Here is a 25,539-nt window from a genome sequence, read left to right on the forward strand (position 1 = left end):
TTACCCTTTTATTTTGCCTGAAGATGGACTGTTCCGGTTTTCACTCCACTTGCCTTGGCAGTCAGTACAAGATCTCCGGCAATCTCTCCTGCCTGTACAATCGCTGTCAACATTCCATGGAAAGCGTGCATCTTCGGAAGGTGGAATTGTTCCAGATTGGTAGGGTCGCCGTTAGCAACAGCCCGGAACTTACCGGCTCCTTTTACGGAGAAGTGAATCAGGCGGCTATCGGTAGGACAGAGGTTACTATCTTTGTCTACCACTTTCACAGTGACGTAGGCGAGGTCTTTTCCATCGGCTGTCAGTTCGTTGCGGTTGCTGACCAGTTCGATATGATGAGTCTTTCCGGCAGTGCGTACTGTCTTTTCCGCTACTGCTTTTCCGTCCTTATTGTAGGCTACAACTTTTACTTCGCCCGGTTCGTATACGGCATCCATCCACATTAAGCGGTAACGGCTCTTTAAAGAACTGTTATTCTTGCTTTGTTTACCGTAGCTTTTTCCGTTGATAAACAGTTCGGCAGTAGGATAGTTGGTATATACGAATACCGGGGTCACTTCACCTTCGCGTCCCGGCCAAGTCCAATGAGGAAGGATATGTAGCGTTTCTGCATTTTTGTTCCATACGCTACGGTAGAGATAATAGCGGTCCTTAGGGATACTGGCAAGGTCGATAATACCAAACATAGAACTATGATTCGGCCATGAATTGACATCATATGGTGAAGGTTCGCCCAAATAATCGAATCCTGTCCATACGAATTGTCCGATAGTCCAGTGGTTATCATCGGCTAAGGCGAAATCTTCATCTGGGATATTCGACCACGGACATGCTTCCACGTCATACGAAGAACATTGGTGGTCTTCATATTTGGCACCTTTCTTTTCTTCTACCGGAAATTTGTAGACTCCGCGTGAACTGACAGTGGAAGCCGTCTCGCTACCAAGAATCAAGTTCTGCGGAAGCTGGTCGTAAGATTCTTTATAACGCTGTGTGCGATAATTAAGTCCCGGAATGTCAATCATGGCTGCAAAGCCGTTGGCAAGCACACAAGACACTTGATCCATACCGCAAGTCACGGGACGGGTAGGGTCTTCACGGTGGCAGATATCCTGCAAGAACTTGGCCACTTTATAACCGACAGGACTGCATTGAGTAGGTACTTCATTACCGATACTCCACATCACTACACAAGGATTGTTGCGGTAATTATGAAGCATATTTATCATATCGCGTTCTGCCCATTCGTTGAAATAACGGTGATAACCGTTGTCGCATTTGGCAATATCCCATTCGTCAAACGGTTCAATCATCATCATAAATCCCATTTCATCACATAATTCAACGAGTTCCGGAGCCGGCATATTATGCGATGTACGGATAGCATCACAACCCATATCCTTCAAAAGAGTAAGTTGATGGCGGAGTGCCGCTACATTGATAGCTGCTCCCAACGGACCTAAATCATGATGATTACATACACCCTGGAATTTCCGGTGTTCTCCGTTCAGGTAGAAACCTTTATCGGCGATAAATTCAATACTGCGGATACCGAAGCGGGTCGTATAGGTATCTACCAACTTATTATTTGCATAGATTTTAGAAACCGCTTTGTAGAGCGACGGGTTTTCCGGCGACCAGAGTTCAGGTGCATTTACGATGAAGTTCTGTTCAAACGGCTGTCCGTGATTGATACGGCCGGTATTTTCTTTGCGGGTAACCACTTTTCCGTCTGGGGAAAGAATTTCCGTCTCCATGCGGATTTGTGTTTTTTCACCGGCATTGTCTATCCTCGTTTGCAGGCGTACGGCTGCAAATTCTTTACTGACATGAGGAGTCGTAATCTGTGTTCCCCATACAGGCACGTGGATTTTATCAGTAACAATCAGGTGTACATTGCGGTACAAGCCCGCTCCCGGATACCAGCGTGAAGATTGCGGACGGTTTTCCAGCCGTACGGCCAGTGTATTACTCTTTCCGTTTTTGTTCAGGAAAGGAGTGACATTGCAATGGAAAGAATTGTAACCGAAGGGCCAGAAACAAGCCTCCTTACCATTCACATAAACGCGGGCTTCACTCATAGCACCGTCAAAGAGCAGAGTCACTTCTTTGTCGGCGGGAGTATCAAAACTAGTACGGTACCAGCCGGAACCTACATAAGGCAGTCCCCCTGTGCGTCCTGTTTTCAAAGACGCCTTTTCCTCAAAATTTTGTGTGATGGCCACATTCTGAAGATCATTGTTCATATCGAAAGGACCAAAGATAGCCCAGTCATGTGGAAGGACGACTGATTCCCATTGGGTGTCATTAAACTCCGGCTGACTGGCCTCTTTGATATCTCCTTTGCTGAATTTCCAGTTCTTTTCGAGCAATGTCTCGCTACGCTGTGCTTGCAGGCTGCAAGCAGCTGCCAACAAAAGTGCAGTTGCTAACTGTTTTTGGTGTTTCATGTTCATTTATCTCTTAAAAGCATTAAATGAATTGGTGGGTTTGCCACTGTCATCGAACATCCCTTTACTATAACCTTTCCAGTTACCGTAACATTGAGGTTCCCAGGTAAATACTCCCAGACATTGGTCTACTTGTTTGGCTTTGGTAACGAAGTCTGTATAGAAGGCTTCCGCTTCTTCGTAATCCCAACTAATACCGATTTCACACATCATTACCGGAGTATTGTATTTGGCTATTAACGCTTTCATATTGGCGATACAATCATTATTCATCGCTTCCCAGTCGTCCGGTGTGTGTGCGTCTTCGGTTGATATGTCCGGATAAAGTGACATACCGATGATGTCCCATTTGGCATTGTTTTCGTGTAAGTAGCCGAAGATCCTATTGTACAGGCTGGCATTATTTCCTTGGTCAAGATGAACAATAACTTTGGCTTCCGGATAGACTTCTTTTACAGCATCGTAACCCGCTGTGACAAATGATGCGAAATTAACCCTTCCTTCTTCACTTGTAGTTTGTCCGGTAGGGAACAACATTCCTTGATGTGTTTCGTTACCCACTTGTACCCATTCCACGTCAATACCTTTCTCTTTCAATGCACTGAGTACATCTTTCGTATGGTCGGCAATAGCTTGCTTCAATTGCTCTACGGAGTAATCTGCCCATGCTTGGGGTTTAGCTTGCTGTGAAGGATCAGCCCAACGGTCGCTGTAATGAAAGTCAATCATGATACGGTAGCCCAAGTTATGGGCTCTCCATGCTTTGAGCAATACATCTCCTTTGTTACACCAACCTCTCACATCATCAGTGTCATTCTCCGGATTTACCCATACACGCAGGCGAATGGCATTCATACCTAAATCACGCAATAGGGACATACATTCCTGTTCTTTTTCTTCGGCAGTATAGAACTTATATCCGGAACTTTCCATTTCCGTTAACCAGCTGACATCGGCTCCTCTGGCGAAACCTGACATATCATAAGTTACTTCTTCCTTTTCCGGGAAGACCGGTGTGTCATTGTCATCGCTGCAAGCGGTGAAAAGGCTTCCGCCAAGTAGGGCGGAAGCTATGAATAGAATCTGTTTAAATCGTTTCATAATGTTCTGTTGATTATTGTTTATCCATAGTAAATGTTAGGGAAGCAATGTCAAGGGTAATTGCATAAGTACCGGTTTCAGCAGGAACAATACTTCCGCTTCCATTACTGTCGGTCAAGTATAGTTTCTCTTTATTTCCCTTTAATGCCCAGTTCCATACCAAACCGTTTTCTGCATTATTAAGCAGGAAGTAGAAACCGTAGTTATTGCCCAGATTATCAATGATAACGGTGGCTTTCCAAACTTTGTTTGTTTCATCGTATGTCATCAAATCTTTGTTTAAATCCCAATTGTTAAACTCACCACAGACATTGATTTGGGTTATTTCTGTTGCTCCCCAAGTCATGTCGGCCAGACTGGCTGTGACAATGAAAGTACGACATTCTTCCTGGTGGAACCAGATATTCTGTCCGCCGTCCGCCAGTTTGTATTCATCGTTGGAGTCGCATCCATACCAGATACCGGCTGTTTGGTCTACAATCTTAAAATTATCCCAACCATTAGTCATTTGGTAAACACCTTGATAACTTCCGTGATGTTCGCCGCTATTGTCGTAAACAGGGTTTAATGTAGCTAACCAACCCTTTCCATCCATGTTTCCTACACCCTGCATTTCCAGATAAGAAGGATAAGTAGGTTCACTACTTCCACCTTCCGTAACGCTAACAGTCCATTGTTCGGGATTATTAAGGTCAATAACCAGCGTACATTCTCCCGTAGCCGGAACACTTACCGTTATATTTCCGGCTGTTGCAGTCTCACCTGTACTGAATGTCAGTTGTCCGGCAGTTCCACCGAAAGCAAATGGGGTATCTTTGGCTTTTGTATCGTCAATGGCATTATCGGAACCGCTGACACTGGTATTGTTGTAAAACTTACCTGTTCCTTGAAGTTGAATGTTGATATTCGTACCTTCCGTACCCGTAAATACACCTTTCCATTGGTTATCTGTACGGCTGTATTGCATATTGATACCTTCTATGCCGCTTACATTCAGTTCGGGTATCAGTAAGGCGTTCCATTGTTTCTGAGCGGTATTTACATTCACGAAATAACATCCCGACTGACCGGGGAACCACATATCCCATGTTCCTTCCGCTGCGTCTGTTGTCAACAAGAATGGAGTTCCTACTCCACCGGATTGGGCTGTATGCCAGGTTGTTCCGTCTGCTTCCTGTACGTAAATGCCTTCCCAAGCCGCTGCCCCGAAGAATCCGCTATATTGTCCGTCAGCATTTGCCGAATAGAAATCCTGACCGGAATCTTGACCGCTACCCTTGTTGATAATGCTGGCGTAATGCATATCAATAGGATAAGGAGTCACTGTGACTGCCACTGTATTGCTATATACAGGAGCGATGTTGCTGCCATTGCTTCCTGCCAGTCGGAAATAAAGAGGAGCGGCTTCTTCAGCCGGTGCATTTAGTTTGTAAGCAATGATGTTCAGAGCGGCGACTGTATAACTTTTGGATACTCCGTTTTCCGTAGATTCGATAATGCTGCCCGAAAAATCTTCAGACCGGGATACTTGTACGGTAGTTTGAATGCCGCTGGTCGCTTGATATCTCGGGTCGCTGATTTGCAATGTCTGGTCGCTCCAGGCAAGGGATAATGCGTAAAGCTTGGCAGTAGCTTCCGTCAGTACAACGGCATTGGTAGAAGCGATTAAGTCACTCTCCACCGGGCTGGAGAGATAGAATTTCTCTCCGTCTTTCTCACACGCTCCTAATAAAAGGAGTGCGGAGAGTAAAGCCAACAGGGTATTTATTTTTTTCATATTGTTGTATCGAATAAGCATGATTAATAGTTTTCATTGTATAGGTTCGGGTTGGCGGTTAACTCGGTAGTCGGTATCGGGTAAATATTGTACCGGCTGTTTACCGCTGTTCCTTCTTTTACTCCGCCTTTCCATTGCCATAAGTAACCATTGGTAGTGAATACTCCGTAGCGGATTAAATCGGTACGGCGATGTCCTTCCCAATAAAGTTCGCGGGCGCGTTCGTCCAAAATAAACGATAGATTGATTTGGCTTGCGTTTTTATTATTGCTGTCGTCACCGTATGCTCTTTCTTGGATTTGGTTGATATAACCGACAACTTCCGTTGCTGTTGTTCCGCTTCCACCTCGTACAAAGGCTTCTGCTATCATCAGATATACATCTGCCAGGCGGAACAAAGGATAATCCGTGTTTACGCCACCGTCTGCGGTATTGGAAGCTGTTTCTCCTGCATCCGTCAGGTTCGTCCATTTCTCTACAAAGTAACCGTTACTTTGGTCGTCAATCTTATCCAGGTTCAGTGTTTGCCCATCAGTGAAAAACATGGCCCGTTTATCTTCTTCTCCGGTAAACAGGGAGGGGATTTCTCCGCGTACACGGAACATACCCCAACCGCTTTTCACTCCGTAATCTTCCGGCTTCTGCAAATCCGAAGTATTACTAACCGCACCACAGACAATATAAGTGGAAGAGCCCCACGAAACGGTATGCGTAGCGTCTACCGGCAAAGTGAAGATGATTTCGTTAGCAGTACGTTTATCGTTATCAGCGTTGAATAACTTGCTGTAATCATCTTCCAATGAATACCCTTGCTTGATAACCTCTTTACAAGCACTGATACATTCGGTATATTTCGGTGTATTGATGTAAACTTCCGCGTTCAGATACAGCTTGGCCAATAAGGTATAAGCAGCTCCCCGGGAAGCCCGTCCGTAAGGACAGTTGGCTCTGTCGAGCATATCGCTTGTGATACTTGTCAGTTCCGATTCAATATAGCTGAAAACTTGTGCAGCCGTGTAGCGTGGTGGCAGATAGCCGACAGTCGGGTCGTTCTCTGTTACAAACGGGATGTTGCGGAACAAATCCATTGCATGATAATAGAACAAGGCACGCATGAAACGGGCTTCGGCACGGTAATGGCGAATTTCAGTCTGTTCCTGTTCCGTAAACCGGGCAATGCTCTCATCCGTAGCATTACGAAGAAATTCGTTACATAATGCAATGTTGTAATAAATACGATAGTACATATCCGATACCCAAGGGTCATTGGCGTCCCAGCTCAAGTAAGTCAGACCGGTAACGTTATCACCCGACAGCCAGGTAGAAGCTACTTCATCTGTTCCACATTCTTGTAGATTGAAGAAGCAACGCATATAATCCTGACCGCTGTTACTGCTCAAATCCGGATCACCGCCCTTTTCCTGACCGGTGGTTACCATAGCAGCGTATATTTTCCCTAAAACGGCTTTATAGTTATCGGCACTTGTGTAGATCGTGGAAGATGTTTCGTCTTCATGCGGATATTGGTCCAAATCGCCTATACAGGAACTCAACAACAATGCGCTGCAAAAATAGAAAGCTGTATATAATATCTTTTTCATGATTCGCTTGTTTTTAAAAGTAATTAGAAGTTGAAACCTACGTTAAGTGAGAATGTACGTGGGCGGGGGTAGAAGGAATTATCCACTCCGTTGGGGACTTCCGGGTCTACACCACTGTATTTCGTGATACAGAATACATTCTGAACCATTGCACTGACATTCAAGCTGCATCCTTTACAAATCTGCCCGAAGTTATAGTTCAATGACAGATTATCCATTTTCAGGAAAGAAGCATTCTCCACATAGTAATCGGACAAGTATTGGCGGGACTTGAAGCCGGTTTTCAGATAACTACTCGACAGGTTGTTCAACTGATAAGAGTTGTAGCTCACTGTTTCCCAGGCTCCGGCATTCATAGCCATAGCATTGTAAACATAGTTACCGATATTGGCACGCAGGCTGGTGCTCAACGTCCATTTCTTCCAGCGTAGGGAAGTGCTGAAACCGAGGATATAGTCAGGAGCGGGAGAGTGGTAACGGTATAAATCTTCCGTATTGATTTCTCCGTCTCCGTTAAGGTCTACATAAGCGCCTTCTACGGGCTTCCCGGTTTTTTCGTCATAGAGCTGGTGATAGACGTAGAACATATAGGGGGCATATCCTTCGGTCAACGTCTGTACCTGATAGCTGTCAATATAAGGGCCGACCGAAGTATTAGTTGCGGCAGCACCGGCTACGAGAGACAGGTTCTTTACTTTCATCTTTTGCCATGTCATATTGAAACTGATATCCCAGTTCCAGTCTTTAGTTTGAACAGGGGTTGCGTTTATGCTGAATTCGATACCCTGACTGTCTACATTTCCTACGTTTGTAGTGATATTACGATCGAAGGTCGTCCCGGCTGCGGCGGGAATCGTGGCAATCAAGTCCTTTGTTTGGCGGGTGTAGTAGTCGAAGCTACCTGTAATGCGGTCTTTCAGGAAGCCGAAGTCGAATCCGACGTTCCAGGAAGTAGTTGTTTCCCATTTCAAATCGGGCACATAGGAACTGGGACGGTAGGTATGAATGTATCCGTTACCCATGCTGGCTTCCGCACCGTTTTGGCTTTGAGTGTAAATAGGCAGGTAATTATAATTGCCGATACCGTCTTGCTGTCCGGTCACACCATAGCTGGCACGGAGCTTCAAGTTACTCAATACTTTATTGTCTTTCAGGAAAGATTCTTCTGTCACTCTCCAGCCTAAAGCTACCGAAGGGAAAGTACCCCAACGTACATTCTTGGCGAAACGGGAAGTGGCGTCCCGGCGGATAGTCGTAGTCAGCATATAGCGTGAATCGAAAGAATAATTCAGACGGCCGTAGTAGGAGAGCAACACGTGGCGCTCATCCTTCGCTTTGGATGTCTTTTGTATCTCTCCCAACGTGTTCATTTCACTATAAAGCGGTGTAGTCGATTTCCAGTACTGATAGTCGTAACCGGCTGTCACGTCAAAGCTACTCTTGATAGATTCGACGAGCTTGTTGTAATTGGCATATAAGGTAAGCAGACGGTTCTCTTTCTTTTCGGGGCCGTAGCTGTAATCCAGACCGGAAGTATTGTAGTTCTGTGCCGCTTCTGCCGGAACATATACGCTACCTTTACCTTGTGCGTAGTCATAGCCTAGTGTAGCGTGCAGTTTCAGATCGGGGAAGAAGTGAACACGGTAATCCGCATCGACATTTCCGATAAAACGCCTTACGTTACTTTGAGAATCATTCATCTTGATAAGTCCTACGGGATTCATTACGGCGCCGTTGACAGGGGCGCCTGTGTTGTCTGTCGCTTCCGTGTATCCGCCGAAGGTATCCAGTCCTGAATAAACGGGAATGGTCGGGTTCATGGTAGCGGCTGCCCAGATAGCGTCTGTATTGCCGAATGTATTGTTGTTGATAGAACCCTTGGCGTTAATATTCAGCTTCAGGTGGTCTTTGAAGAAAGAGGGAGTCAGCATAATGCTTCCCGTATAGCGTTCCGCATTATCAGTGCGTAGCAGACCGCTTTGGTTATAATAACCTACCGACACACGGAACGGCCAGTTCTTGGCAATCTTTCCGGAGACGCTCAGATTATTATCCGTACCGAAAGCATTCTGATAGATCTCATCGTTCCAGTTCGTGCGGGCTGTTCCCAACAGAGCTTGCTGGGCAGAAGTTCCTTGTGTCCGAATCGTGTTGACAAATTGGTCGTAGCTTAACATATCCGCCAGTTTGGTGCGTGTCTGAATGGAGTTGGTAGTGCTGAATGTGATTTGCAGTTTGTCCGAAGTCCCTTTCTTGGTAGTGATAAGGATTACCCCGTTGGATGCACGCGAACCGTAGATAGCGGTGGAAGAAGCATCTTTCAGAATGGTCATACTTTCAATGTCGTTCGGGTTGATGAGGCTCAGAAAGTTTCCGTCGTTCCCGCTGATACCACCCTGTTCCAAAGGAACACCGTCCAAAACAATCAACGGGTCGTTGCTGGCATTCAGTGAGGCACCGCCACGCACACGGATGGTACTTCCCGCCGTAGGCGAACCACTATTGGACATAATCTGCACGCCGGAGATTTTTCCGTTAATCAGTTGCTCGGGAGAGCTGACCAGTCCCATATTGAAGTCTTTGCTGCTGACGTTTGTTACCGAACCGGTCAGGTCGCTTTTTCGTTGCGTTCCATATCCGATAACAACTACATCACTCAATACCTGTGAATCACTTTTCATCTGTACGTTCAGTACAGAGCCGCTTGTAGGAAGGGCAACTATTTTAGTCTCATATCCCACATAAGAGAATTGCAACTCTTTGTTGCCCTGCGGTACGTTCAATGTGTAGTTACCGTCAAAGTCGGTAACCGTACCGGTAGAAGTGCCCACGATGAGGATACTTACTCCGATCATCGGTTCTTTGTTCTCATCAATCACTTGTCCGGTGATTTTCTTGCCGCCCTGTTGGGCAAAGGCAGGAATGATACCTCCTAAAAAGGCTGTACACAATATAAGGAGTACAGTCAGTTGGCGTAGATTTAAGATATTCCTGTTCATAATTAATGTGTTATTGATAATAGATTTATTGTATTATTATTGTTTGGGACGCTGGGTGAACATATCCGGCTATTCCAGCCACACGTCTCCAAGTTCAATCTCTACGGTTGGTTTGCCGGTTCCAGGCATTGACAGTTCCAGTTTCTCTATCTTCTCCGGTCGGAAAGGAATTACCGTCTCCGGGTGGAAATACTGTTTCAGGAATGTCGGATAAGCTATGGGTAACAATGCGGTATCCGTTAGACGCAGTTCTTTCAGAGGAATCCGTACAATGCCTTCTGCTGACGGAGCAGGGCAGAGACTTTTGTAGGTATATCCGTCCGAAGTGACAAAACCTGCGCTGAGTCCTTGCGGAAGAGGTTTGTCTCTATTTACACGAATACAGAGCGTAGTGCAGCTTTTCATTTTATCTTTTCTTCCTTCGATTTCATCTTTTACGAATGCGCGGAGGAAGTGTTGCGGATTTTTTCCTTTCGGTGTGAAACAGAACCGGAGCAACGGCTTCTCAGTCGGAGAAGAATCAAGTAAGGTACGTTGCAGGTCGTTCCATTCAGGAAGTGTATATGCTTCTATCCGGCTATCTGTATCCGTTACTTTCAGTAGTTGTATCGCACTACCAGAAGCGACAACACGTGTAGTCCAGTAGAAATCGGAAGTATAGTTCCAGTCCAATGGACTTCCTTGGATTCCCGAGGAACTTCCGGTGACGGAATTTCCGGCGGGATAAGTATGGGTGCTGTCGCCCCGGCAGACGATGATGTTATACTTGAAACAATCTTCCTTTATATCTGCAGCGGGCAGGATAGCCTGATATGTATAGCCGCTTGTACGTTTCATCTTTATATACGGGTTATGCTCGTTCCAAAAAGACACCTTATCCGTGTATATAATGACAGAATCCGGAAAAACGCTTCCTGCTACTTGCGCATTAATAGTCAATGCTTTGCCTGCTTCGGCAATGCTTGCCGGAGTATGAGTGACCTTATAATCCATAGTACGGGGAGTGGGAGCTACAAACTCTCCGATACGAATCGAATTCCAACGTGAATCAGCTTTCCAGTTCTGTTGCGGGGTACAACCGTTTCGTTTCAACAGGTAAACCCCCGGACGAAGGTCGCAAATCACTCCATTCGTCACTGTTTCTTCTTTCCGGTCGTTCTTCTTGTCGAGAGCTGTGAGAGTAAACGCTTTGCCCAAATCCGGAATTCGTAATGCCATATCCCAAGTACCGTAGATAATGCTGACTACTTCTTTTTTGAGTGACGGCTTGGCAAAAGGGTCATTGACTACTACCGCATCCGGCATTACTTCGAGTCGCCATACTCCTGATTCAAGGCAATCAATGAAATAAGCTCCCGTACCTTCATAGTCCACTATCGGCGAGCTTCCGCATCCGGCGATTGAAACCAGCTTTGATGCATCTTTGGGTGGTGTATTTGTCTGATTGGAGTAATAAAACTTCTCTCCATTATTCAACTCGCTTAAATCTTCCGCATAGCTGACGCGAAAGCCATTACCGAATATGGTATCCTGAGGATAACTCCCATACGATTCTCCTCTTTTCAAACTCCGTGCAGCTTCGGCGGCAATTTTCATGCTGATAGCCTTATTCGGGGTATAGGCAAGATTCAGAAAATGAGTCTGATACTCCGTATTGGCGAACGCAAGGTCTATCGGGTCATAAGCAAACTGCGTAATCCATTGGAAACCGGCCGTGCGGAAAGTCCTTACCATGGCCGGATACATATAAGAGTACATAATATCCGCCGGATCGAATTCATAAATCATCCGTGCTTTCTTATTGAATTCTTTCACTTTTCCGGCGAAAGGAATGTCATAACGGTCTACGTAAGGAAGGAAATTCCCTTGTTGTGTTTGTCTGGATACGAGCCCGATAGGATACCATTGATAGGTAGTTCCCTGAACAGTCGTTTCATAATAGGCTTCTGCCACATATCCGTTGTGACTTACATTATAAAATACTGGTTTACGGTTTCCCGCCTTGCTCATTGATTTCAGCATACGGTTGATGTAGGCTTTTACTTCTTCTTTCGTACCGGAATGGCAGGGTTCGTTATTGATCTCAAAACCTACGATAGAAGGGTCGTCTTTATAAGCTAGTCCTGTATAAGGATTAGTATGTTTCACCAAGTCGCGGAGATAAGTTTCCTGTGCGGCAATCGCTTCCGGATTAGAATGCATATCGCATTTATCATATTTATAAGAGAAACCGCCGGTTTGTATATTCCGTTCGGGGTATCCGTTTCCGAAGTTAGTCTGTGCGGTGATGACAATATGGATATTGCGCTCCTTAAGTTTGGCAATTAGATAATCCATGAGGTCAATATGCTCGTTTTCAAGGAGATTACCTTGCCCGTCGGTCAGCTCCACGTCCCATAGATGAATACGGTAAGCATTCAGTCCCAAGCGGGAGAGATGATATACATCTTTATCTATGGCAGCTTTGCGGTCGAGTCCCAAATAGCCGAGTGCGCGGTAGGCATGGGCAAAAGGCAGGGTGTAGTTTACCCCGAAGAAAGAGGCCTCTTCGTGGGTGTCGCTCCAGCGCATCACTCCGTTTCCATCTATATATATTATAGGTGTAGTTACTTTCCCCTGCATACCGGTGAAGGTAAACAACAGACAAATAAAGGTAAGAATAAACTGTCTTTTCATGCTATCAAATTTGGCGGGTTATTTATACCGGCAAAGATAAGATAGGTGCTGATTTGATGAAAGCACAGATTGGACATATAAGGATAAAAATAGGACGAAAGGTGCTTTTCAGCCGCGATTAGGTCATAATTAGTTCCAATATATGCTTTTATGAGGTTCGTCTATTTCACCTCTTGCACAGAATAACCGTAGAATATGAACTGGTTGTTACCGTTCTTCCATGCAATCTACTTATAGATAAATTTCTTTCCCTCCTTTACAAATTTTCTCCGGTCTAACGGCAAATTTTCTTTCCGTCTGCTGTAAACTATAAACGCAAGCTTCATTTTTATAAATGCAAGTTGTATTTATAAAAATGAAGCTTGCGTTTATATAATTAGAACTTGCGTTTATAGTTTATATACTATCAAAAACAACTTAACCGTTAGACCGGAAAAAGTTAACTTCTAATGCAACAGGATTTATCTAACGATAGACCGGAAGAAAGATAATAGGTTGCAATGGACAAAGCGCTACATGATGAAAGGTAAAAACACAGCAATTAATGCCTCATCCTCACCCGCAAGTGCTTTATTTATTGTGATTTTCTTCGTCAACAGCAGGCTGCATATATTGCTTCGGCGTTTTTCCGAACTCAGCCTGAAAACATTTGGAAAAATAAGAATGGTTGGAGAAGCCCACCATATACATTACTTCGGCAACGGTGAACTTCTTTTGCTGCAATAACATGGCAGCCTTTTTCATCCGGATTGACTTGATGTATTCTACGGGAGACATTCCGGTCAATTGCTTAATTTTCCGGTAAATCTGTTTGTTACTGATACCGGATAATTCACAAAGAGCATTCACATTCAGTTCCGACTCCGAAAGATGGTCTTCAATCAGGCGAATTATATTCGACAGGAACTTCTCGTCCTGCGATTCCGCTTCAATCGGTTTGAGTACAGGCAACGATTCCAGTCGCTTCTTCTCCTGTGTCGCGGGGATTTCCTCTTCCTCCACTGCTATGACGGGAATATTCAATCCGACGGAAGTCCCTTTTCCTTCTTCGGAGGTGACGCCGGTGATGTGTCCGCCGTGCAGTTCTGTGTAAGTTTTTACCAGATAAAGCCCGATACCCGTACCTTCCTTATTGCCGGAGTGGGGGGATTGGAAAAAACGTTGGAAGATGTAAGGAATGTCCCGCGGCGGGATTCCCGATCCTGTGTCCGATACACAGATATCCACTAAGCCGGTTTCTTCGCGATAGAAAAGAGACAACCGGATACTGCCGCCGTCCGGAGTGAATTTCACTGCATTTGAAAGCAGACTGTCTAGTATCACTCCCAGTTTGATAGCGTCCATATCGGCATAAATTTTCGCTTTGTTTGTCTCGAAAAGGAAAGTCAGCCGCTTGTCTTCTTCGTAGACGGAGAACAGACTGTGGCTGAATGACACAAGTTCGATACGTGACAGTATTAGTAGTGAATCTTCGTTATCTTCTATACGGTTGAAGTTGAGCACCTGATGAATCAGCGAATTAATCTTCATCGCATTGCGTTGCACTTCTTCCAATGTCTGTTTCTCGTGCGCTTCCTCCGTCGCAGGGAGCAGCTGACTCACGGGTGCAATAATCCGGCTAAGCGGTGTCTTTAGCTCATTGGACAGGTTGCTGAAGAAAGCCATTTTCTGGCGTGACTGTTCCAGAATCTTCTCTTTCTCCATACGTTCCATTTTCAACCGGTTCTTGACGCGGAAGAAATTGATTGTCCAGATGATGAGGCTGAGGAACAAAAGAACATAAATCACCTTTGCCCAAACCGTATAATACCACGGAGGCAGGATCTTGATATTCAAAATATAAGGATGTTCGGACGGGTGGCCACTCTTTTCCACCTTACTGATAATTAATTGATAATCTCCGTAGTTGAGATTGCTGTATGTAATGCGGTTTGTATTCGATTTCAGGAAATTCCATTCTTTGTCCATTCCCTCCAGCTGATAGACAAATTCATGCTTTTCCTCTAGCGAATAGGGGAGGTCGGAAAGCTCGAAAGCCAGATTATTCTGGTTATATGCCAGTTCGATAGAGTTCGTATAACGGATATTAGGTATGCTTTCTCCGGTGTGCGGAGACATCAACTGGTTGTTGATATATAAAGCAGTCAGCAGGATCGGGCGTTCCGGTTGATTCATAGCCTGTATGTCCGGCCGGGAAATACCGAATCCGTCCGCACCTCCCAAATAGATGTTTTCGTCTTTCGGGTCAAAGAAAAGACTTGTGAAACGCTTGTCTGTCATGTTCTGTTGGCGTGCATCCATTGTTTTCCGGTCGACAATCCAAAGCCCGTTGGTTGTAGAAATCCAGATATGCTCTTTTACGGAAGTCATAGACAGAATTTCATTGTTACTGAAGCTGCCGAAGGTAATACTTTGCTGACCGGAATCTTGGGGATTGATGCGCATGACCCCACCGTGAAATCCTACCCAGAGCATACCGTCCTCATCTCGTAGGAGATAATTCGGGCTCTTTTCACCGCTCAACTCTTCGGCAAACAATTTGGTTACTTGCTGCGTGCGCGGATTGATTTTGTCTATTCCTTTGCTGTTGTAGAGCAATACCCATACATTACCTTCCGCATCGGGAACAATTTGGTTGATGAACATTCCTGACAGGCCGTTGCGAGTGGAATAGTTCTGCTCGGCTATGTAGGTTCCGCCGGAAGATTGTACCAGTTTTTGTTTGTCTACTACAAAAATACCTCCGAGGCAGGTTGCTATCCAGAGTTTTCCGTCGGTGTCTTCAAACAGGTAATAAGCCCAGTTGGTGTTGTTTGTTCCTGTGCTGTCTACGATGTTGTAGTGTACAAATTGGTGAGTCTTGTAGTCGTAACGGTTAATACTGCCGTCCGTGGCTATCCAGAGTTGTTGTTCTCTGTCTTCGTAGATGTGTCGGATACGGTTGTGGGACAACGGATGGTGCTTATCTCCCATTCTGTACCAGACAGCGTCGTGCTTGTTACCGGTGGGGTTGGTAAAACGGATGACTCCGTTAGTTCCTCCGAACCAGTAGAACCCTTTGGAATCCCGGAACAGGGAATAAAACTGGTTTCCGTCTCCTGTACCCGTGATTTGCGAGATAGGAATGAATTGCAATGCACTGTTGTAGCGTGAAAGGGAGATGCCGTAATCCGTTCCCAGCCAGATGTTCTGTTCCTGATCGGCAAATATATTCCAGATAATATTGTTGGTTAGCGACTGGATATTGCGGGAGTCGTGTACGATGTGTTGCAGTGTCCCATTATCGTTCTGGTAAACATAAAGTCCGTTATCGGTACCCGCTAATAAATTTCCATCCCCGTCCAAAGCCAGTGATTTAATGGAATTGTTGTGGAAGGCATCTATCGGTTTCATTAGTCCCGTGGCCGGAGTATATTGGAAAAGAGATCCTTCCATTCCGATCCAGATACATTGGCGGGACGTATCTTCCAACAAAGAGTTGACAAAGAGATTGCTCACGCTCCGGTTGACGGGCAACGGGATATTTTCAAACTTTCCGCTTTCCTCTATATATCGGCATAAACCATTGTAGGTGCCTACATATATCTGATTGTCCGTTGTGCGGATGATAGAATAAATAGTGTGATGGGGAAGTCCGTTGCTCTTACTGTCGAGTGAAGCCAGTTTCTTTGTGTTGAGTTGATACGTATACAGACCGTTCAACGAACCTATCCATAAGGTGTCTCCTTGAAGCGCCATTGTCCGTACATCTGTCGGGAAATCCGTTTCCGGTTGCTCGTATTTGTCCGTCCGGTAGTTGTAGACGAGGATTCCGTTATCTGTCCCTAAATATAAATAAGTATTGTCTGCTATTATTCCGCAGTAAATGCGCGTGTTATTGCGTTCTCCATAAGTGAAGTGCTGCTGTGTGGAATATCCGTCGTAACTGAATAACCCTTTGTTGGAACCTATCCATATCAACCCTTCGCTGTCTTGCAGGAAGCAACTGATGACCGATGCTTCGGCACCGAGGTAGATATTCTCGAATTGTTGATAATTCACTTTCTGCCCGTATGCACTGCCGCCTATACAGAATGCACAGACAAGAAAAAGAATCGTTATCATTCGTTGGCACATATTGTCAGGTTTGCAGGTTTTTAAATCAGTAATTATTGCAAATAACTTTGTTCTTTATTGCAAATGTAGGAAAAATGCCGGTTACTCTTGTAAATCTCACCGTCTTTTTGTTCCTTTGTCGTCTATTTATAAACAGAAAACTTCAGGATGAAAAAGCTTATTTATCTGCTTTTGTTGCCGCTGGTTGTGGCTGTGACTGCTTGTGGCGGTAAAGTAAACTCGAAAAAGGAGTCGGTATTGGCAACGCAGGATAGCGTAGACGCCCGTGGAATACAACGGATGCAGACTTCTAAAAGTGAAATAGACATCAAATTCAAAGGGAAGGATTATCGTTCTTTCGTTTCCCGTACACCGGACGAGAGCCTGCCTCATGTTACCAATGAAATGGGGGATACGTATATGGATAATAAAATCGTGCTGCGTCTGACGCGCGGTGGTGAATCAGTGTTCAACAAGACCTTCACCAAGAATGATTTTTCTTCGGTAGTGGATGCCGACTTCCTGGCAAAGTCCGTGCTCGAAGGAATCGTATATGATAAAACAACTCCGCAAGGCATTGTATATGCAGCGAGTGTTTGCTATCCGCAGACGGATTTGTATGTCCCGCTTTCCATAACGATAACCGCCGACGGAAAGATGAGTATTCAGAAAGTTGATATGCTGGAAGACGCGTATGAAGAAGAAACACCCGATTAAGCCTGTGAACAGGCTTTTTAGTAGAATAGCACAAATGTGAAAGCATTTGAGACAAACGAAAGGCAACCGAAAAAGGTTGCCTTTCATATTTTTGTACCGTTGATAAATTTGTTGTCCTGTTTTTATTTGTATACCGAGGACTGAAAGTTAAAGAACACAAAAAAAAGACTGTTCTCCGGTTATTCCCAAATCTTTCCTAAATCTGTATCGTTATTTGCAGTATAAAATAAAGTATAGTATTAACGTTAAAAAAATAATGATTATGAAGAAAATTCTATCTTTACTCGTGTTGGCTATTGTTGCCGTACAGTTTTCATGGGCTGCTGATGTGATAACTAAAGACATGAATCAGTTACCGCTTCCGGCACGCAATTTTATTAACCGTCATTTTACTAAACCCGAAGTGTCTCATATCAAGATTGATAAGGAAATGCTGGAGGCTACCAAATATGAGGTGTTACTGACAGACGGTACGGAAATAGAATTCGACAGCAAGGGAAACTGGGAAGAAGTAAGTGCCCGAAAAGGACAGGTGATTCCTGCAAGTATTGTTCCGAACTTTGCCGTTGATTATCTGAAAGCACATAATTTTGCTGCTGAAGGAGTGACGAAAGTGGAGCGTGACCGTAAGGGATATGAAGTTGAATTGTCCACAGGCGTCTCTTTCAAGTTTGACAAGAAAGGGAAGTTTGTTAAAGCGGACGATTAAGTATAAGTGATAGTATAATAATAAACCTGAACCAAAAAAGTAACTATGTTGAGATTTAAGTTTGGCGCCTGGGCGGTGGTTCTGATGTTGGCTGCCCTTTCATTCGGCGCCTGTTCCGATGAAGATGATGATCCGGCTTTCAATCCGCCTTCCAATATTACGGAAGCCTTGAAACAATTATATCCGGCAGCTCAGAATATAGAATGGGAAATGAAAGATGTGTATTATGTGGCCGATTGCTGGGTGGCCGATGACGAACTGGAAGTCTGGTTTGACGGGAATGCGAATTGGCTGATGACAGAAAATGAACTGGAAAGTATAGATAGTTTAGTTCCGGCTGTATATACTGCTTTCAATAATACCAAATATAGTTCTTGGGTGGTGACCGATGTCTATGTACTCGTTTATCCGCAGAATCCTACGGAATCTGTCATTCAGGTGAAGCAGGGAAGCCGGCGCTATTCACTGGTTTTCTCGCAGGATGGTGGATTGCTGCACGAAAAGGATATCAGTAACGGGGATGATACGATTTGGCCTCCGGCAGAATAATTTCTTATCCATTTAACTGAAATGGAAAGAGTGACGGTATCTTGTCAGGATAGCGTCACTCTTTTGTTAGTATAGTGACGGTCTTCCGATAAGATAGCGTCACTATAATTGTAGGTTTACATTTGCTGGTAATCTTTGGCCAATCCTCCTTCACTCGTCTCTTTGTAGAGTGAGGGAAGGTCATGTCCGGTTTGTTTCATCACTTGCACTACCTTGTCGAAAGAGACACGATGCATACCGTCCGTAAAGGCGGAATAAAGATTTGCGTCAAGTGCGCGGGCGGCAGCGTAGGCATTCCGTTCGATGCAGGGAATCTGTACCAATCCGCATACAGGGTCGCAAGTCATACCCAAGTGATGTTCCAATCCCATTTCTGCTGCATATTCAATTTGTGCCGGACTACCTCCGAATAATTGGTTGGCTGCTGCCGATGCCATGGCACAGGCAACGCCTACTTCACCTTGGCAACCTACTTCCGCACCGGAGATAGACGCATTGAATTTGACGATGTTTCCGATCAGTCCGGCAGTAGCCAATGCACGCAAAATACGCATATCACTAAAATCACGGCTCTTTTGCAGGTGATAAAGTACGGCAGGCATGACACCGCAGGAACCACAGGTGGGGGCAGTTACTATCTTTCCCCCCGAAGCGTTCTCCTCGCTTACCGCCAGTGCATAAGAGAATACGAGTCCTCTCGATTGAAGGGACTGTTTGTATCCGGTAGCACGTATATAATAGGTAGAAGCTTTCCGTCGCAGGTTCAATGGGCCGGGGAGCACTCCTTCCGCTTCCAGTCCGCGGTGAATGGCTTCTTTCATTGTATCCCATACTTCAGCGAGGTAATCCCAGATATCTTCATTCTCGCACTCTTTCACATATTCCCAGTAACTCTTTCCGGTACGTTCGCACCATTCCAGAATTTCCGTCATACTGTTCATCCCATATACTTCAGGACTTTCAATTGTCGGATTGCTGTTGTTTTCAGCTAGTGCGCCTCCGCCGATACTATAAACTGTCCAATTCTCCTGAATCTTGTTGTTAGCGTCGAAAGCGGCAAATGTCATTCCGTTCGGGTGGAAAGGAAGAAAGACTTTCGGTTGCCAGATGATTTCTACCGGGGCGGTAGTTTTGAGTGTGTCTATAATGGCTACATCCGTCATGTGCCCTTTTCCGGTAGCGGCGAGACTTCCATAGAGTGTTACTTTGAAAGAGGCTGCATCCGGATGACGTTCTACGAACATTTCTGCAGCTTTGCGTGGACCCATTGTGTGACTACTGGAAGGACCAGTACCGATTCGATATAGCTCTTTAATTGATTTCATGAGTTATGTGTGCTTAATTAATACCATTTCTTTTTTCTAAAATACAAATATACAACAATACCGATAACTCCCATTAAAATCCATGCAAATAAATATCCGTATCGCCAATCAAGCTCCGGCATCCATTTGTAATTCATTCCCCATACTCCGACTAAAAAGGTGAGAGGGATGAAGATAGTGGATACAATGGTCAGACGTTTCATGATGTCGTTCATGCGTAAGTCATTGTTCGATATATATAGATCGACTAATGAAGAAAGCGTTTCACGGCAGATTTCAATAGTCTGGAGAACGAATTGTAAATGGTCATTCACGTCATTGAAGAACGCACGGTTTACTTTATGGATAAGCAGGTTTTCCGCCCGTAACAGTTTTACGTATTGTTCCTTTAGGGGGAGAATGGATTTCTTCATCAGCATATATTGACGCCGGAGTGACTGGATCTGGATACCTATATCATTTTCGTCGGTGATAGTCAGCAACTCCTCTTCAAGATCTTCGAGGGCATCGTCGATAGAAGAAATTGTTGAGATGTAATTGGTCATTATACTGTTCAGCAGTACACTGAGCAAATAATCCGTCTGACGGCTACGTATTTTCAGTACATCATTGCGTAAGGCAGCGTTAATATCATCGAAGAAGTCGGTTTCCTGTTCGAGAAAGGTCAGCACATAGTTGCTTCCCAGAATGACACAGACTTGCTGTTGGAGCAGTTCGTCCAGTTCGTTTTCCTCCTTATGGGTGTTGGGATAGAATAATTTCAGGATGAGAACGATATATTTATCATGTTCTTCGATTTTAGTCGGGTGGTCTGCGTTCAGGATATCCTGCAAAACAAGGAAGTCTATTTCAAAATGAGCGCAAATCTCGCGGATTGTTTCCGTATCTTTTAAACCGTGCACTTGCAACCAGTTGATTCGCGCACTGTCTAATGTTGCTTTGACGGATTGGAAGGTGTCGCCGGAGCTTTCCTGCATCTCAGTGGCATTGTAGGTGCAGAGATGAATGTGGGTAGGAGTAAGGCTGTCCCCTGTGTAAATGAGCTTTTCGCTTAATAGGTTATTTTTCATGCTTTATTCTCGTTTTAGAAAACCACCGCAACAAAGGTAGTGGTTTTCTAAATGAGAACAAGTTCTTGCGACGTTTTGTTTACAATATGTCTTATATCCGGGTCAATCAAAATCTACTACTGTGATTCCGGCACCTCCGAACTGCACATGCTCGTCGGCATAATGGCGGATACTCGGTACGGTGGACAGATATTGGCGGATGAGTGTACGAAGGATTCCTGTTCCTGTTCCGTGAAGAATACGTACACGGTCCATGCCGACCAATATAGCATCGTCAATAAAATAAGTGACTGCTTGCAATGCTTCGTCTCCGCGCATCCCACGCACATCGATATCTTGTTTGAAACTAAGTTTCTTTTCGTACATCTGGTCATGTGTCTGGCTGCTGACAAAGGTACTTTTGGCCATGCTTTCCGTCTTGGGGGCCGCGTTGGAGCGTTCGAGACGGTCCAACTTGACGGTTGTCTTGATACTTCCGAAGGCGACGATTGCATTCTTGCCACTGATTTCCATTACCTGCCCGACGCTGGTCTGACCTTTAATTTTTACATTTTCGCCAACGGAGATAGGAGCCACTTTAGGAGTAGCGGTTGTTGAGGAACTTGCCGCTTTCTGCTCGTTCTTTTTATTCTTCTTCCGTTCCTGTTTCTCTTTCAGTTTCTCCATTTTCCGAGCCATTTTTTCTTCTTGTTCCTTGGAAGCCAATGCATCCAAAGAAGTACGAAAGTCAGTCAGCTCCTGACGGGCCATGCGGGTCTTTTCTTTTTCTGCCTGTGCCTCTTTAATGGTACGGATCGTATTTTCAATACGGGCATTCGATTCCTGTAACATTCGTTCCGCTTCCTCTTTAGCCTGCCGGATAATCTCTTTCCGTGATTTTTGCAGTTCTTCCATTTCAGTCTGATAGCGGGCGATCGTTTCTTCCATGTGCTTCTCCCGTTGGCGGATCGTTTGGCGTTTCCCTTCCCAGTAACGTTTGTCGCGTACGATATCCTGAAGATATTTGTCGGCATTGATGTACTCGCTCCCTACAATTTCCGAGGCGTCAGCGATTACATCTTCCGGCAATCCGATTTTCCGTGCGATCTCTACAGCAAAGGAGCTTCCCGGGTTACCGATCTGCAATTGGAAGAGTGCCTGCATTAAATGGCGGTCGTAAAGCATGGCGCCGTTGACTACGCCTTCATGGTCTTCTGCAAAATGCTTCAGATTCTGGTAGTGGGTGGTAATCACTCCGAAAGTCCTTTTCTGGTTGAAACGTTTCAGTACAGCTTCGGCAATGGCACCTCCAATCTGCGGCTCCGTACCTCCTCCGAACTCATCAATCAGGATGAGGCTACGTTCATTGCAACTTTTCATCATTATCTTCATATTGGTGAGGTGAGAGGAGTAGGTACTCAAATCGTCTTCGATAGACTGTTCATCACCGATATCTATGAAAATGCTGCTGAATATACCTGCATGACTGCGTTCGTGCATCGGAATCAACATGCCGCATTGTAACATATATTGCAATAAGCCTACCGTTTTCAGACAGACTGATTTACCTCCGGCATTCGGACCGGAGATAATGAGAATACGCTGTTTCTTGTTTAATTCTATGTCCAAAGGTACGACCTTTTTCCCATGCTTGGCTAGCGACAGTTGTAACAAGGGATGTACGGCCATAGTCCAGTCCAGTAACTGTTCATTTTCTATGGCGGGTTTCAGACTGTTGGTCTGTATGGCGAAATAACTTTTCGCACGGATAAAATCAATTTCTGCCAAAAATTCATACGACTGGAGTATCTCCGGAATAGACGGGCGCAACACATTGGAGAATTCCGTCAGGATACGGATAATTTCCCGTCTTTCGTCTCCTTCGAGTTCGCGGACGCGGTTGTTTGCTTCTACAACCTCCGCCGGTTCGATAAATACGGTTTTTCCGCTTGCCGATTCATCGTGGACGATTCCTTTAATCTTACGTTTGAGTCCCGGAGCGACAGGGATAACCAGGCGACCGTCGCGCATGGTAGGGGCTACGTCCTTATCTACATATCCTTCGGATTGCGCGCTGCGCAGAATGCTGTTCAACGAGCGGGAAATACTTCCCATTGTATTGGCTAATTCCCTGCGGATACGAGCCAGTTCTGTAGAAGCATTATCTTTTATCTTTCCATATTTATTGAGGATACCGTCTATTTTTCCAATCAATTGGGGGAATACGGCAATGTCTCCCGCCAGTCGTTTCAGACTGGGGTAGGGGCTATCACTTTCTTCTTCGTCTTCATTGTTCCGATGCAGGAAACGGACGATATCACGAATGGTCTCTAGTGAACGGCGCAAGTCGAATAATTCCTGTTCGTCCAGATACATCCCTTCTATCCGTACCCGTTTCAGTGAAGGGCGGACATCGAAAAAAAATTGGTCGGGAAATCCGTCCTCTTCTTGAATGATGCGAACAAACTCGGTTACCTGGTTTAAATTCTCTTCTACTACTTCATATTGTTCGGAAAAGCCCATGTCTGAAACTTTTTCTTCGCCTAAAGTGCTAAGACACTTGTCTTTCAGTAACTGCCTTATCTGGTCGAATCCTATCTTTTGCTCAAAATTTTGAGGGTATATCATATCTTTATTCCTTATAACTGGGCACAAAAATACGATTAATTCACGAAAAAAGTGTCAGATTGTTTGCAGATTTAAAAATGATTCGTACCTTTGCACCGCTTTCAACGGAAAGCACTTCTGATAAAGGAGTTTTGGAGAGGTGGCAGAGTGGTCGATTGCGGCGGTCTTGAAAACCGTTGTACCGCGAGGTACCCGGGGTTCGAATCCCTGTCTCTCCGCAATAAATGCTGAAAATCAGTGATTTACAAGAAAAACACCCAATTTTACACCCTAAAAAGTAAAATTGGGTGTTTTTGCTTTATTTAATACTTTGTTCTTTTATTACTTATTTGGCTTTGCACTGTCTTTGGTTGCTTAACTATTATTTATTGTATAATTTGAAAAGGGGATATTGTGTTGTTGGTGATATTGTTACACTAATATTTATTTGAATCATTTTCTTTCTTTAACTTTTTTAGAGTAGGGAATCTCCCGAATAATTCTGTCTTTTATAATAGTAATACATTCCTTTAGAGCTTGATTTTGTGTTATTCTGTTTGTATCTTGGTGCTAAACGCATTATTTTTATATTGGATAGGCATTTAGGTTATGAATTGAATATAACTTTGGGCTTTTAAAGTACATTTCATTTTGTCAATGAAATACTAATTAATGGGTATTTTACTGATAAAGAAATTTGTATGATTTTGCATAAATGCATATCGCAAAGATGCAAAAACGATTTATTTTATTGTTTTGATAGTGGATTTGTTTACAGCTCTTGTATGTTATACTTTTATTTTCATGCTTTGGGCATAATAATGAAATTGAATGGTTATTTGTGATAAAATACCAATTAATTGGTATTTTATTGTACAGGAAAAATCCTTTAATTTGCAAAAACTAAATAGTATTAATATGAAAAAAATATTCATTCTTCTGTTCGTTTCCTTAGCATTATTTTCCTGTGAAAAAGAAGAAGATAATAAAATTTTTGAATATCAGTTGCTGCCAAGTGAGAATGTATCTAAACCATTTAGTTGTTTGGGGGAGAAACGTACTATTACTTTTACAATTATTCAAAAAACATTGATAGATGATATTTTAGATTCAGAGGTTCCGATTATTCCCAAGGATGTTTCGATAGAATTTGATAAAACTCTTTTTTCTGATATAGAGACAAAAATAAAGGGTGATCAGGTTGTATTAAATATAACCTCAAATATTAATAAGGAAGATAAAATTTTGAATGTTGATCTACAGATTTCTTACTCTACTATTAATGGTATAAAAGTAGAAAAAATTCCCCTAATTATAGATAAAGGGAAGTTGACATTTGTGTATAAAATCCATTCGGAACAGAATCCTTTTGTTCTACCAGTTGAAGGTGGGAAATTTGAATTGCCTTTTATTTGTAAAAAGCAAACATATTTGAATGATCAGTTTATAGAGGAAACTTATTCATCATTAAATGGATTGAGATTTAAAACGATAAGTACTGGTAATGTCTGGTTTCTTACGGTCAGAAAAGACGGGGAAAAAATCGGTTTTTACAAATTCACTTTTGTGGGAGAAGGACCATATAACCAAAAAACAGATCCAGAGTGCTATTTTAACATATATACCCATGATGCAAATTTAATTACAGATAATCCTACGGAAATATTCAGACAGGATTTCATACAACCCCAGACCCCGGGTGAGGATTATTATAAACCTTCTCGGTCCTCTTATAAACATGGTACTTTTGATTTTTAACATATTCGGTATTAACTTAATTATATTAATAATGAAACAGTATGTGTATTTATTGATTTTGCCAATTATGTTTTTAATTTCATGTTCCGATGATACTAATCCCACTGCTTGTTGATTTATTTCAAA

Annotated in this window: 14 protein-coding genes and 1 tRNA gene; 5 read left to right on the forward strand and 10 right to left on the reverse strand. The window is 43.9% G+C overall.

All coding sequences use genetic code 11. The annotated features are described in order from the left end of the window. Window positions 1-8 precede the first annotated feature (8 nt). The 7 genes from galB to CGC64_RS09295 all read right to left on the reverse strand — a co-directional run bounded on the left by galB (window position 9) and on the right by CGC64_RS09295 (window position 16,720). Complete coding sequence (galB, locus tag CGC64_RS09265) at window positions 9-2,456, reverse strand: beta-galactosidase GalB (protein ID WP_005677614.1); 2,448 nt, start codon at window positions 2,454-2,456, stop codon at window positions 9-11. Further along, entirely contained in the window at window positions 2,457-3,551 is a 1,095-nt protein-coding gene (locus CGC64_RS09270; RefSeq protein ID WP_005677615.1) for a glycoside hydrolase family 53 protein, read from the reverse strand. Window positions 3,552-3,564: 13 nt separating this feature from the next. After that, window positions 3,565-5,328, reverse strand: a complete 1,764-nt coding sequence (locus CGC64_RS09275) for a DUF5114 domain-containing protein (protein WP_022042058.1) — start codon at window positions 5,326-5,328, stop codon at window positions 3,565-3,567. A gap of 23 nt (window positions 5,329-5,351) precedes the next feature. Next, entirely contained in the window at window positions 5,352-6,929 is a 1,578-nt protein-coding gene (locus CGC64_RS09280; protein ID WP_005677618.1) for a RagB/SusD family nutrient uptake outer membrane protein, read from the reverse strand. Window positions 6,930-6,952: 23 nt separating this feature from the next. Beyond that, entirely contained in the window at window positions 6,953-9,928 is a 2,976-nt protein-coding gene (locus CGC64_RS09285; RefSeq protein ID WP_005677619.1) for a SusC/RagA family TonB-linked outer membrane protein, read from the reverse strand. A gap of 69 nt (window positions 9,929-9,997) precedes the next feature. Next, window positions 9,998-12,604 carry a glycoside hydrolase 5 family protein gene (locus tag CGC64_RS09290; RefSeq protein ID WP_005677621.1) on the reverse strand — a complete coding sequence of 869 codons (2,607 nt, stop codon included), beginning with the start codon at window positions 12,602-12,604 and terminating at the stop codon, window positions 9,998-10,000. Between the two features lie 570 nt (window positions 12,605-13,174). Next, window positions 13,175-16,720, reverse strand: coding sequence for a two-component regulator propeller domain-containing protein (locus tag CGC64_RS09295; RefSeq protein ID WP_032855165.1), 3,546 nt, complete (start codon window positions 16,718-16,720; stop codon window positions 13,175-13,177). A 147-nt stretch (window positions 16,721-16,867) separates the two neighbouring features. On the opposite strand from CGC64_RS09295, the gene CGC64_RS09305 reads away from it, so the two are divergent. The 3 genes from CGC64_RS09305 (at window position 16,868) to CGC64_RS09315 (ending at window position 18,674) form a co-directional block, all read left to right on the forward strand. Further along, a complete protein-coding gene (locus CGC64_RS09305) occupies window positions 16,868-17,416 on the forward strand; it encodes a DUF4738 domain-containing protein (protein WP_005677623.1) in 549 nt (182 codons plus the stop codon). A 262-nt stretch (window positions 17,417-17,678) separates the two neighbouring features. Then, window positions 17,679-18,125: a PepSY-like domain-containing protein gene (locus CGC64_RS09310; RefSeq protein WP_005680368.1), complete on the forward strand. Its 447-nt coding sequence runs from the start codon at window positions 17,679-17,681 to the stop codon at window positions 18,123-18,125. Window positions 18,126-18,170: 45 nt separating this feature from the next. Beyond that, window positions 18,171-18,674 (forward strand): PepSY-like domain-containing protein, encoded by a 504-nt coding sequence (locus CGC64_RS09315; RefSeq protein WP_005677625.1) that lies wholly within the window; start codon window positions 18,171-18,173, stop codon window positions 18,672-18,674. Window positions 18,675-18,790: 116 nt separating this feature from the next. Here the strand turns inward: CGC64_RS09315 and CGC64_RS09320 are convergent, their stop codons facing one another. The 3 genes from CGC64_RS09320 to CGC64_RS09330 all read right to left on the reverse strand — a co-directional run bounded on the left by CGC64_RS09320 (window position 18,791) and on the right by CGC64_RS09330 (window position 23,676). Beyond that, window positions 18,791-19,999 carry an L-serine ammonia-lyase gene (locus CGC64_RS09320; protein WP_005677626.1) on the reverse strand — a complete coding sequence of 403 codons (1,209 nt, stop codon included), beginning with the start codon at window positions 19,997-19,999 and terminating at the stop codon, window positions 18,791-18,793. Between the two features lie 17 nt (window positions 20,000-20,016). Continuing rightward, window positions 20,017-21,069, reverse strand: coding sequence for a magnesium/cobalt transporter CorA (gene corA / locus CGC64_RS09325; RefSeq protein ID WP_005677627.1), 1,053 nt, complete (start codon window positions 21,067-21,069; stop codon window positions 20,017-20,019). Window positions 21,070-21,171: 102 nt separating this feature from the next. Then, a complete protein-coding gene (locus tag CGC64_RS09330; protein ID WP_005677628.1) occupies window positions 21,172-23,676 on the reverse strand; it encodes an endonuclease MutS2 in 2,505 nt (834 codons plus the stop codon). A 133-nt stretch (window positions 23,677-23,809) separates the two neighbouring features. Between CGC64_RS09330 and CGC64_RS09335 the strand changes: the two genes are divergently transcribed. Both CGC64_RS09335 and CGC64_RS09340 read left to right on the forward strand, forming a co-directional pair. Then, window positions 23,810-23,894, forward strand: a tRNA-Ser gene (locus CGC64_RS09335). A gap of 679 nt (window positions 23,895-24,573) precedes the next feature. After that, window positions 24,574-25,413: a hypothetical protein gene (locus CGC64_RS09340; protein WP_011965612.1), complete on the forward strand. Its 840-nt coding sequence runs from the start codon at window positions 24,574-24,576 to the stop codon at window positions 25,411-25,413. Window positions 25,414-25,539: the final 126 nt, after the last annotated feature.

It is taken from the genome of Bacteroides caccae (assembly GCF_002222615.2).
GTDB classification, from domain to species: domain Bacteria; phylum Bacteroidota; class Bacteroidia; order Bacteroidales; family Bacteroidaceae; genus Bacteroides; species Bacteroides caccae.

Excerpts from the sequence above, each read along its gene's own strand:
- CGC64_RS09320 (WP_005677626.1), bottom strand. The coding sequence starts at position 19,999 with ATGAAATCAATTAAAGAGCTATATCGAATCGGTACTGGTCCTTCCAGT.
- CGC64_RS09330 (WP_005677628.1), bottom strand. The coding sequence starts at position 23,676 with ATGATATACCCTCAAAATTTTGAGCAAAAGATAGGATTCGACCAGATA.
- CGC64_RS09270 (WP_005677615.1), bottom strand. The coding sequence starts at position 3,551 with ATGAAACGATTTAAACAGATTCTATTCATAGCTTCCGCCCTACTTGGC.
- CGC64_RS09305 (WP_005677623.1), top strand. The coding sequence starts at position 16,868 with ATGAAAAAGCTTATTTATCTGCTTTTGTTGCCGCTGGTTGTGGCTGTG.
- CGC64_RS09295 (WP_032855165.1), bottom strand. The coding sequence starts at position 16,720 with ATGTGCCAACGAATGATAACGATTCTTTTTCTTGTCTGTGCATTCTGT.
- corA (WP_005677627.1), bottom strand. The coding sequence starts at position 21,069 with ATGAAAAATAACCTATTAAGCGAAAAGCTCATTTACACAGGGGACAGC.
- CGC64_RS09275 (WP_022042058.1), bottom strand. The coding sequence starts at position 5,328 with ATGAAAAAAATAAATACCCTGTTGGCTTTACTCTCCGCACTCCTTTTA.
- galB (WP_005677614.1), bottom strand. The coding sequence starts at position 2,456 with ATGAACATGAAACACCAAAAACAGTTAGCAACTGCACTTTTGTTGGCA.
- CGC64_RS09340 (WP_011965612.1), top strand. The coding sequence starts at position 24,574 with ATGAAAAAAATATTCATTCTTCTGTTCGTTTCCTTAGCATTATTTTCC.
- CGC64_RS09310 (WP_005680368.1), top strand. The coding sequence starts at position 17,679 with ATGAAGAAAATTCTATCTTTACTCGTGTTGGCTATTGTTGCCGTACAG.
- CGC64_RS09290 (WP_005677621.1), bottom strand. The coding sequence starts at position 12,604 with ATGAAAAGACAGTTTATTCTTACCTTTATTTGTCTGTTGTTTACCTTC.
- CGC64_RS09315 (WP_005677625.1), top strand. The coding sequence starts at position 18,171 with ATGTTGAGATTTAAGTTTGGCGCCTGGGCGGTGGTTCTGATGTTGGCT.
- CGC64_RS09280 (WP_005677618.1), bottom strand. The coding sequence starts at position 6,929 with ATGAAAAAGATATTATATACAGCTTTCTATTTTTGCAGCGCATTGTTG.
- CGC64_RS09285 (WP_005677619.1), bottom strand. The coding sequence starts at position 9,928 with ATGAACAGGAATATCTTAAATCTACGCCAACTGACTGTACTCCTTATA.